Origin of the sequence: Salibacterium aidingense DSM 18341 (genome assembly GCF_000429685.1) — a bacterium.
Classification (GTDB): domain Bacteria; phylum Bacillota; class Bacilli; order Bacillales; family Marinococcaceae; genus Salibacterium; species Salibacterium aidingense.
Window position 1 is genome coordinate 172250 of sequence record NZ_AUCI01000008.1, and the last position, 13328, is coordinate 185577.

The window sequence follows — 13328 nt, forward strand, 5'->3', positions numbered from 1 at the left end:
TTAAAAAACTATTTATTTGGCCGATAAAACCATTAAGATAATGAAACTTTAGAACCATAAACTATCTATCGCTGCTTCGAAAATTTAATCCAAGATCTTGCATATTTTAAAATTTCACGTACTGTACTTAGTATAAATACAAAATAACATGTCAAAACTAAAAATAAAGGAGGTATGTTCATGTATAAACAAAAAAAACAATCATTAAAAAATCTCATTGAGGCAAATAAGCAGGAAATTAAAAATACTCCTGCGTTATTGGATAAACTTGAAGAAAAATGGGAGAATAAACGGAAAATGTCTTAACCCGCTGAAAAATGGCGGGTATTTTTCTTATATGCCTGTAGACATAATTTCTCTTGTCAAAAAGATATTCAAAACAGATAATAGAATAAGGGACAGGTCTTTGAAAACAGGAGATGAGCATGAACAAGTTTGAGATACATACAAAAAGGGATAAGAACACTAATGATCTATTTACCCGAAAAACGATTTTAATTATATTACTATTCATCTATTTATCTATTTTGTTTTATGTCACATTATTTGCGTGGAACCACGGAGCTTCTTACGGGCCCCTCGGGCCGGGAGGAAGAAACTATAATCTGGTCCCCTTACGCAGTATATATAGAATTGCTATTTACAGTCCGGATATCGCAGACCCGCTGATTATACTTGGAGGAAACGTCATCATGTTTTTTCCTTTTGGGCTGTTAATGGCAGCAGGGATGGAGAAAAAAAGAAAAGCAATATGGCTGGTACCTGTATTATCGCTCATTTTGTCCAGCTTTATTGAAATAAACCAATATATTTTTACGCATCGTGTAGCAAATGTAGATGATGTCCTGTTAAACGCTATCGGCGGGATAGCAGGGGCATTCTGCACCTTGTGCATCCGCTGGCTCGTTTCAAAATACAGTGTAAGAGAAAATCATAAAATGGACTATTTTTAACGGGGGATGTATCAAAAGTCTATTAATAGCCATAAGTTCTTGGTGAATCACGAGGGCATACGCTGCAGGCGGACGCTTGCAGCGGGCAGCGCCTCAGCTGCTGCTTGAAAAGGAAACAGGCTAAAACCGCCACATCATGTGGCAACGCCTGCATGACCAACATCCTGTTGGCCCGGAGTCGCCGCCTTCCGCTCTTGCCCTTCATGGTCTTCTCTTTGTCATAGAAAAGGAGCTGTACCTTTGATACAGCTCCCTTTTCTTGTGAATGTTACCTTATTAAAGGTCTCTGAATAATACGTTATCCTAAGCAAGGGGAGAAAGCCTCTGTTTGCAGCGAAACTATTGCAAAGCAGTGCCTTAAAAGGAGTGTCGTTGTTGTCCGAATCGAAGTACGAGTCCATAAAGACGGCAGTAGACAATTGGGAAAAAGAAAAAGAAGTAGTAAAGGTTCAAACAGCGAAGAACTGGCTGGATCAATTAAATCCGGATCACAAAAAAGAACGGGACCTTTCTGCTAAAATTTATGGATTAATGGCTCGTGACCGATTTAATCTGCGCTATCGCTTTGATCCAATGGTCAAACACTGGATGCACAACGGAAGGGAATTACTGGAAGAGGAAGCTGTTATCCAAAAGCTTTCCACCTTAGAACAGCTTGAAAATATTAAAGAAATGGCTTTTACTCATCCGTTGACTTCGATACGAGAAACAGATCAAAGCAGTGCGAGAGAGAAAGCAGCCAGGCAGTTATATGATACCGCAGATAAAGAACTCCACTATTTAAAGCAGGTCCAGCATTTTTTAGAAAATGGAAAGCATGTTTTGGAAGAGACAGCTGAAGACTACAATTATGATTTAGCGTTGATGCAGAACCTGACCGAAGAAGGATTATCTGCCTATACAGATTTATTCGAAGCTTCAGGCGAATACCTGCGTACAGCGTCCGGCTCTTTTTATTCCCCGGAGCAGGTAAAACAAATGAAAGAAGCATTATCACGTATAAATGAAAAAAAAGATCACTGGGAAGAAGCAATGAAGCATACGAAAACGTCCCATAAGCCGGATCAGAACCCTTTATATGAACTGGAACAGTTAATAGGACTGGAAAATGTAAAAAAAAGAGTGCATCGTTTATACCACTATTTACAATATCAGAAATTAAGAAAAGAAAAAGGGTATCAATTAAATGATGAACGAAGTCTGCACATGATTCTAACCGGGAATCCAGGGACTGGGAAAACGATGCTTGCTCATCTGCTGGCGCAGATATACCATCAGCTTGGTCTGCTTCAGCGCAGTGAAGTACTCGAAGCGGACCGCTCCCATCTGGTTGGAGGGTACGTTGGACAAACCGAAGAAAAAACAATGAACCTTGTGAAAGAAGCTGTAGGCGGAGTATTATTTATTGACGAAGCGTATAGTTTGAAACGGGAGGGAATGTCTGCCAACGATTTTGGCCAGACGGCCATCGATACCCTTATAACGGCGATGACCAGTGGAGAATATGCCGGAACATTTGCTGTTATACTGGCAGGATACCCTGAAGAAATGAGACAGTTTTTACGCTCCAACCCAGGACTTCGAAGTCGTTTTCCGGAAAGTAATCACATTCATCTTCCTGACTATTCCTTGGAGGAGCTTCAGAAAATAGCAGAAAAAACAGCACTTGATAATGATTTTGTTATTAGTGAAGAAGCGGCAAAAGAATTAAAAAAACGTATTGAAAACGAACAGGTAGACGATAGTTTTGGAAATGCAAGAACGATAAAAGATATCGTTATGGATGCTATTTTTCAAAAGGGGGCGAAGATAGGTGCGGAATCTACCGGGGCAATGGACGATTTTGCTCTGCTGACTGCTGAAGATATGAAAGATCCGGCGGCAGAAGAAAACAATGAACATCAGGTCTCTCCATTACACCGGCTGGAGTCCTTGATCGGACTGGATAATGTAAAACAGGAAATGAGAAAACTCGCTTCCTTTATTAAGATTCAAACGGAGCGCCGAAAGGCAGGACAGCCTGTTGCTCCGATTCAGCTCCATACCGTTTTCACGGGACCTCCAGGCACGGGCAAAACGACAGTAGCCCAGCTGTATGCAGAAATCTTAAAAGAAATGGATCTGTTGAAACGAGGGCATTTAATTGTCGTTGGAAGAAGTGAGCTCGTGGCAGAATACACAGGCCAGACGGCGGTTAAAACACGGCGGAAAATTAGAGAAGCGCTGGGAGGAGTGCTTTTTATTGATGAAGCCTACTCTCTCGCGGCTGCCGGAAAGGCAGACTTTGGCCGGGAAGCTCTGGATACACTAGTGGAAGAAATGACCAAGCAGGAGCATAATCTGGTGGTGATTCTTTCTGGTTACCCAGGTCCCATGGACCAATTATTCCAAATGAATCCCGGTTTACAGTCCCGCTTTAAAAAATCCTTTTATTTTCCCTCGTTTCCGGTAGAGGATCTTGTTCACATTACGATTGAATATTGTCGAAGATTTGGTTACTTCTTTGAAAAAGGAGCAGACATTCATTTAAGCAGTGTTTTTAAACAAATGGATACTTCCGGAAACGCTCGTTTTGCAGAAGATATGGCAGAAGAATTATTTCAACAGCAGGCTTACCGTCTTTCTCAGGAGGAGGAGCTGTCTGAAGAGAAGCTCGTTCTCGTGACCATAGAGGATGTGGAAGCCGCGTTTCAGTATAAACAATCAGAAAGAAGGAATGAAAAACATGACGGAATCCGTGACAGAAATCGAAGTTAGGTATGCAGAGACGGACCAAATGGGGATTGTCCATCACTCGAATTATATCGTCTGGTGTGAACTGGGACGCACTCATTTTATCCATAAGCTGGGGTTCTCCTATGAAGAACTGGAAGCAGCCGGTATTGTCTCTCCGGTTATCCAGGTTGATTTACATTACAAATTACCGGTTCGTTATGGAGATACGGTTCTGTTATATACATGGATTGAAAAGTATGACGGTATCCGGGTCGTATACGGATACTCCATCACCAATGGTCAAGGAGAACAGTGTGCGGAAGGGACCAGCAGTCACGTGTGTGTGAATAAAACCACGTTCCGCCCCTTATCCATAAAAAAACATTTACCGGAGTGGCATCAAGCCTACGAGAAAAATAAACAGTAATTGGTTTGTCAATTTTTCTGGCACATTTTCCGACAGGAAAATAAATACTGTGGTATAAAAAGGGGAGGGGGATCCCATGGCTTTTGGAATTAACAGGCGTGAGCTGAATGAATGGAAGCGAAAAGTAAACAATGGAGAAATCGCCTTTATCACCCATTATTGGTATGATCCAAGATTTCCCGACTGCCGTTGTGTGACGAAAGCAGGCTGTGCTGATGTCAATACATTGTCGGCATGGGGAAAACAATATGGCTTGAAACCAGAATGGATACATGAGCGCCGGACATTTCCGCACTTTGATCTATTAGGAGCTACTCAGGTTCGTATACTTAAGGAGGAAGGGATAGTGGCCCAGCTCGAGCGGTTTATCCTTCCTTATTCAGATGAAGTTTAGAATACACAAAGAACAGGTAAATATAAAAAAGAATAGTGCTGGAGGGAAAAACATGGAAGTCACTCAACAAACAATCATAGACGATTTAGAAGTTCAACCCGATATCAACGAGCATCAGGAAATCATAGAAAGAAAAGATTTTTTGAAGAACTATTTAAAAAAAACGGGAGCAAACGGCTACGTTTTGGGTATTTCCGGGGGCCAGGATTCCACCCTTGCCGCAAAACTTGCCCAGCTGGCTGTTTCAGAATTGAATAACGAAGAATCGAAAACATATACATTTATAGCGATGCGTCTTCCCTACGGAGAGCAGTTCGACGAGGAAGATGCCGTTACGGCCATGAATTATATTTCTCCGGACAAGGCCGTCACCGTGAACATCCAAAAAGCGGTAGATGCTGCAGAAGAGGCATTTAAAGAAGCAGTTGGCACGGAAATGAGTGATTTTAATAAAGGAAATACTAAAGCCCGGGAGCGTATGAAGGTTCAATATGACATTGCTGCAGAATTTGGCTGTCTTGTTCTGGGGACAGATCATGCGGCGGAAGCCTTAACCGGGTTTTTTACAAAACATGGGGATGGAGCCTGCGATGTTGCTCCGTTGTTCGGATTGAATAAAAGACAGGGAAAGCAGCTGCTGCGCGCCTTGGATGCCCCTTCCAATACCTTTGAGAAAGTACCGACGGCCGACCTGGAAAGTGATAAACCGGGACTTCCCGATGAAGAGGCATTAGGGTTTACGTATCATCAAATCGATGACTTTTTGGAAGGGAAAGATATTGATCCGGAGGTAAAAGATAAAATAATAAAACGATATGAACAGACGGAACACAAACGTCAGCTGCCGGTCACCATCCATGACGACTGGTGGAAGTGATCCTCCCATAACCGTAGTACATCCTGTCATTCCGCTGTTTTTTCCTGGTGTAGACCTGATCGAAAAAGAGAGATGTTTTAAGGAGAAATGGAGAGAAAAGGAAATGGATAAAAAATATTGGCTGTTGCTTGCACTTATGCTGGTATTAGGTATCTTCAGCGGAATGTTTTTACAATCACAACGGTCAGCTGGAGAAAGCGAACAATTTTACCAGACGGTTTCCGCAAATTCCGATTTTCTTTTGGAAATGCAGGAAACCGCAAGAGTTGGAAAATTTGATATTACAGTCCATGATGCCTATATGACAAAAGAAGACGGAGATTCATTTATAGTGGTAGATTTGTCATTTTTTAATGCGTCGGAAGAAACACAGGAAATTCCTTTATTTAATATTTTAGTAACTGATGAAGAAGGCTATAGCGCTGAACACGATTCGTCTCATGAAGACCAGCGTTTAGTTGGGGGGCAGCTCCGCCCGGAAGGTCTGAGAAGAGGAACGCTTGCTTTCAACGTCCGTCCCTCCGGCCACTATGAATTGTCCTATACTAATCATACAGGGAGCGGCCTCGCGAGCTGGAAATTAAATGTAAATGAAGATAAACGCCAGGAGTCTTAAAGGAAAGGTCTCTCTGTCCGGTAATTGATTCTTTTCCTATTTCATGATATTTTGTAGAATTAAGATACCACTATACGAAATATCATAAAGAGAAATAGAATAAGGAGTAAGAGAGACGTATGCCAATAAAAGTACCCGATCACCTGCCGGCCAAAGACGTATTAACAAAAGAGAACATATTTGTTATGAATGAGAGCCGGGCCTACACGCAGGACATCCGCCCGCTTAAAATTCTTATTTTAAACTTAATGCCTTTAAAAGAAACAACAGAAACCCAGATATTAAGAATGCTGGGTAATACTCCACTGCAGCTGGACGTTTCCTTTCTTCACCCGGATACACACCGCTCGAAAAATACTCCGCATGAACACCTGGCTGCTTTTTATAAAACGATTGACGAGGTGAGCAGCCGTACCTTTGACGGCATGATCATCACCGGGGCTCCTGTGGAGAAACTTCCGTTTGAAGAAGTCGATTACTGGGAGGAAATGAAGAAGATTCTGGAATGGAGTAAGACGAATGTTACGTCCACTCTTCACATCTGCTGGGGAGCCCAGGCTGCGTTATACTATCATTACGGTATTCCGAAACATCCGCTGGAGAAGAAGAAGTTCGGCGTTTTTGAACATCAGATCCATGACCCCACCCACAGTTTACTGAGGGGGTTTGATGATGTATTTAATGCTCCTCATTCCAGATATACGGAAACAAGAAGAGAAGATGTGGACAGCGTACCGGATCTCGACATTTTGTCAGAATCAGAAGAGGCCGGGGTTTACCTGCTGGCTTCAAGGAATGGGAAGCAGATATTCATTACCGGTCACAGCGAATACGATGCAGAAACGCTTCGCGAGGAGTTTGAACGGGACGCGCGGAGAGGGATTTCCACCAAGCTGCCGAAAAATTATTTTCCGGAAGACAATCATCTTTTAAACCCGCCATTACGCTGGAGGGCTCATTCCAACCTTTTATTTCTCAACTGGTTAAACTATTTCGTTTATCAGCAAACTCCTTACGATTTTGCGTAGCGTCAGGGTCTGTATAACAGGAAGCTTATACAGACCTTTCTATTTGCAGCGGCCGGTATTCGGTCATAGAAGAAACGTCTGGGACAGAGGAAGTGATAACGATGGATGCTCTTGATATTGTCATGAACAAACAAAATGTGTTCCCTCACTATCAACCTATTATTAGTGCGGACAAACAGGAAATTATGGGGTATGAAGTGCTGGGGCGCTATAAGGTTGGCGAAGAGGTCATCAGCCTGGCTCCTTTTTTTCAGGATTCTTCCATACCTGAAGAATATCGTCTCGAAATCGAGGAACATATCCACCACCAGGCACTGATGGTATTTCTGGAAGAGCGCCGCGGAGATTACATGTTTCTAAATATTGATGCAAACTTAATTATAACGGACGGGGGCGAACATTTCTTCAACCGGATGAATGCCTATAAAGAACAAGGCATGTTGTTTGAAAATATTGTACTGGAATTAAAAGAACATGAATTTCACGGTGATTTGTCTCAATTGAAACATGTTATCCAATATGTTCAGAGTATGGGGATTAACGTCGCCTTAGATGATTTAGGAAAAAGCTCCACCCATTTGGATGAAATCGCCTATTTAAATCCCAATATTGTAAAGGTGGACCTTGAATTCATGGAAGATCACTCCTTTCCCGGAATGTTTAGAGAAGCCCTGCATTCCTTATCGGTCCTTTCCAGAAAAATCGGGGCTTCCCTCCTGTTCGAAAATATAAGTGAATTCAACCAGTTAAATTTTGCATGGAAGCAAGGGGCCAGATACTTTCAAGGTCATTATCTGGGAAAACCAAAACCCGGTTTTCTGGATAAAATGACTTTTGCGGAAACCCTGCGTAAAGATTTTAATCACTTCCTTCATTTTGAGAAAAAAAAGATAGAAGCCCAGATTGAATTAACCAATACATTGGCAGCCCGCCTTCAGGAAGCATTAAAAAACAAAAAAGAACCGATTGATATGGACGAATTGACGAAAAGTATTGCCTCCGAACTCGAAGACATCACATTCCGGGTCTATATTTGTAATTATGAGGGCTTCCAGCAGTCCGGCAATGCGGTGCTCGATAAGGAAGGAAACTGGCAGTATCATTTTGAAGAACGGAATAGAAATTGGAGCTGGCGCCCTTATTTTCTTGAAAACATTGTCCGGATGAATTTTGAAAAAAAGGGCATCTTGTCTGATCTTTATACGGATATTCATAAAGAAGAACGAATTCGAACGTATTCTTATCCGATCAACGAAGATCTTTATGTATTTATTGACATCCCTTATTCTTATCTATTTGAAAAAGACTTTTTGATTTAGTACACACCGGCAGCCGCAGGCCGGTTTTCTTTTGATATTGAAATCGCTGTCACACGGAAAGGAGTACAGGCATGATCCGGCAAAAGGGAATTTTCCCATTAATGACCTATTTATTTTTTGCTTATTCTGCCTTGACGGTTATGGTAGGGTATGCCCCTATTTATTTCCAGTTCAAAGGAATGACCGAGACACAAATCGGCTGGCTTATGGCGATGGGGCCCCTGGCTTCTGTGTTTGCCCAGCCGTTTTGGGGCTATATGAGCGATAAATGGAAAACCATTAAACGTGTACTCATGATTTGCATGGGGATGGCTATGGGCATCAGTCTAGTATTTTTCCAGATGAATGTTTTATGGTCCCTTATGCTTTTCATGTTTTTCCTTTTTTTATTCCTTGCTCCCTGTACCGCTCTGGGAGATAGTTTGACACAAAAAACAGTTACTCAACGCGGGTTAAATTTTGGTTCGATCCGGATGTGGGGCTCGATGGGATTTGCGATTACTTCCCTTCTCACCGGGATATTGCTTGAACAGTTTCATCCTGGTTTCATTTTTCTGCCCTTTTTAACTTGTGCAGCTGCAGCCTTCAGCCTTATTTTTTTCCTTCGGGATGCTGAACCGGCTAAAAAGCCGGTTACGATTCTGCACGCGGTTCAATTTGGACTCAGAAAAGAAGTAGTGATCTTTTTGATTTTGCTGTTTTTTATTTCGATCGGCCACCGCGCGAACGATAGTTTTTTAGGCTTGTATATCATGGAACTGGGCGGCCGGGAATCTCTTGTTGGGAGAGCCTGGTTTATCGGCGTGGTTTCCGAGGCTGTCGTTTTCTTTTTGTCGGCTCTGTGGTTCCGACGGTTTCATCCCCTTGTTTTTATTATTATTGCAGGGATGTTGTATGCTTCCCGCTGGTTTATCATGGGAGTCGCGGACGACCCTGTCTACATTTTATGGCTTCAGGTGTTTCACGGAGTAACATTTGGATTAATGTATTTTTCTTCGATCAGTTATATGACAAGAATTGTTCCTGAAGAATTGCAGGCTACGGGACACTTATTATTTATTACCACGTTCTTTGGAATATCCGGAATTGCTGGAGCTTTAGGCGGCGGCTGGGCAATGGAGCAGCTTGGGGGAAGCGGGCTGTACGTGTGGCTTGGTATCTTCAGCCTGGCAGGGGCAGTTTTTCTTATCTTTTATTCCCTTCGCGTAAAAAACACGTTGGCTTCGGCTTAATCGTAAAGGAGGAATGGTCGTATGAAAGCTCCTTCTCTTACTGATGTATTATTAAAGGAAGAGGAACGACGTGCGTTTTTTCAACAGCACCAATTCTCCATGGAATACCTGGAATCGTTCCTGTCGCAACTAGTGCATGCCAAGCAGCTGGAATCGTTTCAGGATGTACAACGGCAGCTTGACACCTTTAATCAACAAGAAGACGCGGCCGTTTCGGTCGTGTTCTGCGGGCATTTTTCCGCTGGGAAATCGACATTGCTGAATCATTTGATTGGAAACGATATATTACCGTCTCATCCTGTCCCTACCAGTGCCAATGTTGTTCAGTTTCAAAAGGGAGATCGTACTTTTGTGCGGTACCGGACTTCCTCCAGCGAGGTGTGGGAGGAGGCGACCGAGGATTACCTGCATCATTCCTGGTTCACCACAGATGAAATAGAGGAGTTGTTTATTCAATCCCCTGAAACGCAACTCCCGGAAAATGTGAAAGTCATGGACACTCCGGGGATAGACTCGAGCATCGCGGCTCACCGGCTGGCAGCCGAAGCTCCTTTACAGGAAGCCGACTTTGTATGTTACGTCACTGATTACCAGCATGTAGAGTCAGAAGAAAACTTTGCTTTCTTAAAAAAATTAAATGGAATGTACATCGAGCCGCTGCTCCTTGTTAATCAAGTGGATAAACATGAGGAACGAGAGTTATATTTTTCCGATTTTCAAAAGAAAGTTACCCAAAGTTTGAAAAAACAAAATATCACCCTTCATTCCCTTCATTATTTATCTGCCTTAAAGCCAGAAACAACACCGGAATCCTGGAAGCTCCTGAACAGAATGATCCAGGCTCTCAGCCGCGATCCTTTCCGGTATGTCAGTCAATCAATGGCTCTCCGGGTATATCAAATTCTAGAAAAAACGGCGGGGGAATGGGAAAGAAAAGCCAGGCCCGACGCTGAACATGTGGCAGTTATTCAACCTTTCGCCTCCCAGCAGGAGCTTGCAGAGAAGGTGGAGGAAACCAGGCATCTAATCGAAAAAGCCTCCTCCTGGTCCAAGCATCTGGAAATTGATATGCTTCGAGCCGTTGATACCGTATTTGCCAATGCTAAAATCACTCCATATCATACCAGAACTCTGGCAAAAGATTACCTGGAAACGAAACAATCTTCGTTCCTGCCGCTCCGCCTGTTTTCCCGCAGAAAACGCTGGACGGAGTTACAGGAGAAACAGGAGAAATTAATAGAAAGTCTTCAGGAAAACGTCCGAAACTATATAGATATTCATCTGCAGGATGACCTAAAATCAATTATGACAACTTATGGTATTTTCCAGCAGGATATGAAAAGAAAACTATTCGCGCTCCGCCATTCTCCGGATGCCGCTCTATTACGGCAGGCAGAACGCCCGGGATCCAGATATTCTGATGCGTATGTATCGGTTTTCTGCAGAAGTATAATAGATGAAATACGAAAAAAATACAAAGCCAGTGTGATTGAATGGTTTCCCTATGTAAAAGAAAGAATCTATATGGCTCAGCAAAAGGAAACAGCTCGTTTACAGAATCAACACGCTAAACTGGAGGAAGCCCTTCTTGTATGGAAAAAGTGGCAGGAGGAGTATACAGCAATCACCCGCACAGCAGCACAGGTTATCAAACATCTGGAGTATTCCGCCCTCCCGCTCCAGAGTCAGATGGAACAAACGAAAATGGATGCCGGCGTCGGTCCAAAATCCCCCGTTGTGTCTGTCAGGAGAGAGCCGGTGGTCGATATCGATGATTTTTATCCTCCGCTGCCGGCACAGACGAAGGTTTCTTATGCCCGGGCCGCAGAAAACATGGCCCGGAGAATGGAATATGTTTACTCCCTTCTTCCAGCAGTGAAAACCCTAGCACACCAAAAACAGTCATTAAAAAATAAAGCGGACCGATTAAGACACAAATACTACCGGGTGTCGTTGTTTGGAAGCTTCAGTGCAGGAAAATCAACGCTGGCTAATGCAATAGCAGGAGAACCTATACTGGAAGCTTCCGCGAATCCTACGACGAGTTTTGTGCAATCCATACAATATCCCGATTCAAGGCATCCGGATCGTACGGTGGAGGTGCAATACAAATCAAGGCGGGAGTTAACCGAAGACATGAATGACATTTTATCACCTGCTGGAATGACCCTGGAAACGCCGGAAGACTGGCTTGATATGAAAGCGATGGAAAAGAACAGTGGGGACGAGCAAGAGGAGGAAGTCCCGCTTCCGGTAGAAGTGCTTCAACCCGAAGAAATTGTTCTCCTGGATCAATACTGGGACTCCTATCATCATTTATCAGCTCGATTAAACCGTATAGTCCAGATCGACCTTCAGGAGTACAAAGAAATGCTGCAGCGAAAAGAAGAAGTGCTGCTTATTCGTTCTGCGGCGATATACTTTTGCTGCCGCTTCACAGCGGATGGGTATGTGTTAACAGATACCCCTGGGATTGGCTCTATTTATAAGCGGCACAGCCAAACAGCATTTGAAGAATTAAAACACGCAGATGCGGTGTTATTTATCACCTACTACAATCACGCCTATTCGAAAGCGGACCAGGAGTTTCTTAAACAGTTAGGCAGAACGAAAGAATATTTTTCATACGATAAGATGTTTTTTCTGGTAAATGCTGCCGACCTGGCCACTACTAATAAGGAATTACAGGATGTTCTTGATTATGTTACGAATCAATTCCAACGCTTTGGTATTTCCTCTCCCCGGGTATTTCCTATATCTGGAAAGGAAGAATTATATGGTTCCGGGCACGCTTCCGGTGTAGAAGCCTTTTTAAAGCATTTTCAGCATATTGCTGAGAATGTATTGGAACAAACATTAATAAAAGAAGGACACGAAGAGCTATATCAGGCCAAAAAAGCCCTGGCATGGCATAAACAATATATCCTGCAGAAAGAAATGATGGAAAAGAAAGAGGAGAAGAAAATCCGGCATAAAACGCAAGAGTTTATTGAATGGCTGGAAACCTACGACGTAGAACTGGATATTCAGGAGACAGAGAGGGAACTGGAAGAATTAATGTTCTATGTGAAACAGCGCGTATTTTACCGCTACTTTGACGAATATAAAGAGAAGTTGGGAGCTCATCGTTTTTATCAGGACACGTCTTTTCCTCCACAATTATACCGGTATGTGAATGAATTGATTCAATTTATCTTTTACCTTCTGGCTGAGGAAATCCGTGCTACTGTTATACGAATGGAATATTATATCAAACGACAATGGGAAAGTATGCAGAAACAGGTCGTCGAGGCTTTGCCGTCCGAAATAAAAGATTCTTTTGCCAAAACAGAATGGAGGGACGGCTTTCCAGAGTTTCGAATATATGAACATCCTCCTTTCCAAAGCGGGGATCTGCCTTATTTAAAACATTACCGCACCGCCGGCCGTTTTTTCATTGAAGGAGAATACAACGAATTAAAGGAGAGACTGGAACAATCTCTTCGCCCGTATGGTGATGAGTATACAGCATCCTATCACGCCTATTTGAATAATATCTTCATTGCCCGGATGAGAGAAAACTGGGGATCCAGCCTGACATGGTATAAACAGACCGCCTGTCAGGTGAAGGACTCATTGGACTCCGAAAAGGACACAGGAGAGCTCCAAACGATTGACAGCATTATACAAAAAATTGATCTTGTCCTATAACATTGTTGGTTTGTGTATATAGATGTGATAAAATGGAAAGACAATAGGCTCGAACATCGATCAGTTGCTGTGATCGA

General features: G+C 42.9%; 11 protein-coding genes. All 11 read left to right on the plus strand.

Annotated elements, in window-relative coordinates; all coding sequences use genetic code 11:
• The first annotated feature begins 180 nt into the window (after nt 1-180).
• The gene (locus tag G475_RS27175) at nt 181-306 is read left to right on the plus strand and encodes an FbpB family small basic protein (RefSeq protein ID WP_169728518.1); all 126 of its coding nucleotides are present in this window, start codon (nt 181-183) and stop codon (nt 304-306) included.
• Nucleotides 307-425: 119 nt separating this feature from the next.
• On the plus strand, nt 426-953 hold the full coding sequence (locus G475_RS24660) for a VanZ family protein (protein WP_084414072.1): 528 nt from the start codon (nt 426-428) through the stop codon (nt 951-953).
• A 375-nt stretch (nt 954-1328) separates the two neighbouring features.
• Nucleotides 1329-3710, plus strand: coding sequence for an AAA family ATPase (locus tag G475_RS24665; RefSeq protein WP_051302372.1), 2382 nt, complete (start codon nt 1329-1331; stop codon nt 3708-3710).
• Nucleotides 3679-4095: an acyl-CoA thioesterase gene (locus tag G475_RS0109890; RefSeq protein WP_026701166.1), complete on the plus strand. Its 417-nt coding sequence runs from the start codon at nt 3679-3681 to the stop codon at nt 4093-4095. Before G475_RS24665 ends, G475_RS0109890 begins: the two co-directional genes overlap by 32 nt.
• Before the next feature lie 76 nt (nt 4096-4171).
• Entirely contained in the window at nt 4172-4489 is a 318-nt protein-coding gene (locus G475_RS0109895) for a hypothetical protein (protein ID WP_026701167.1), read from the plus strand.
• A 52-nt stretch (nt 4490-4541) separates the two neighbouring features.
• On the plus strand, nt 4542-5366 hold the full coding sequence (gene nadE / locus G475_RS0109900; RefSeq protein WP_026701168.1) for an ammonia-dependent NAD(+) synthetase: 825 nt from the start codon (nt 4542-4544) through the stop codon (nt 5364-5366).
• 103 nt (nt 5367-5469) lie between these two features.
• Nucleotides 5470-5982, plus strand: coding sequence for a DUF4352 domain-containing protein (locus tag G475_RS0109905; RefSeq protein ID WP_169728519.1), 513 nt, complete (start codon nt 5470-5472; stop codon nt 5980-5982).
• Between the two features lie 119 nt (nt 5983-6101).
• The gene (gene metA, locus G475_RS0109910) at nt 6102-7010 is read left to right on the plus strand and encodes a homoserine O-acetyltransferase MetA (RefSeq protein ID WP_026701170.1); all 909 of its coding nucleotides are present in this window, start codon (nt 6102-6104) and stop codon (nt 7008-7010) included.
• 101 nt (nt 7011-7111) lie between these two features.
• Nucleotides 7112-8329 (plus strand): EAL domain-containing protein, encoded by a 1218-nt coding sequence (locus G475_RS0109915; RefSeq protein ID WP_026701171.1) that lies wholly within the window; start codon nt 7112-7114, stop codon nt 8327-8329.
• Nucleotides 8330-8400: 71 nt separating this feature from the next.
• Nucleotides 8401-9561 (plus strand): MFS transporter, encoded by a 1161-nt coding sequence (locus G475_RS0109920; RefSeq protein ID WP_026701172.1) that lies wholly within the window; start codon nt 8401-8403, stop codon nt 9559-9561.
• A gap of 21 nt (nt 9562-9582) precedes the next feature.
• On the plus strand, nt 9583-13251 hold the full coding sequence (locus G475_RS0109925; RefSeq protein ID WP_026701173.1) for a dynamin family protein: 3669 nt from the start codon (nt 9583-9585) through the stop codon (nt 13249-13251).
• Nucleotides 13252-13328 lie beyond the last annotated feature (77 nt).

Bases quoted from the DNA above. Each gene is read 5' to 3' on its own strand.
- G475_RS27175 (WP_169728518.1), top strand. From the start codon at position 181: ATGTATAAACAAAAAAAACAATCATTAAAAAATCTCATTGAGGCAAAT.
- G475_RS24660 (WP_084414072.1), top strand. From the start codon at position 426: ATGAACAAGTTTGAGATACATACAAAAAGGGATAAGAACACTAATGAT.
- G475_RS0109890 (WP_026701166.1), top strand. From the start codon at position 3,679: ATGACGGAATCCGTGACAGAAATCGAAGTTAGGTATGCAGAGACGGAC.
- G475_RS0109895 (WP_026701167.1), top strand. From the start codon at position 4,172: ATGGCTTTTGGAATTAACAGGCGTGAGCTGAATGAATGGAAGCGAAAA.
- nadE (WP_026701168.1), top strand. From the start codon at position 4,542: ATGGAAGTCACTCAACAAACAATCATAGACGATTTAGAAGTTCAACCC.
- G475_RS0109905 (WP_169728519.1), top strand. From the start codon at position 5,470: ATGGATAAAAAATATTGGCTGTTGCTTGCACTTATGCTGGTATTAGGT.
- metA (WP_026701170.1), top strand. From the start codon at position 6,102: ATGCCAATAAAAGTACCCGATCACCTGCCGGCCAAAGACGTATTAACA.
- G475_RS0109915 (WP_026701171.1), top strand. From the start codon at position 7,112: ATGGATGCTCTTGATATTGTCATGAACAAACAAAATGTGTTCCCTCAC.
- G475_RS0109920 (WP_026701172.1), top strand. From the start codon at position 8,401: ATGATCCGGCAAAAGGGAATTTTCCCATTAATGACCTATTTATTTTTT.
- G475_RS0109925 (WP_026701173.1), top strand. From the start codon at position 9,583: ATGAAAGCTCCTTCTCTTACTGATGTATTATTAAAGGAAGAGGAACGA.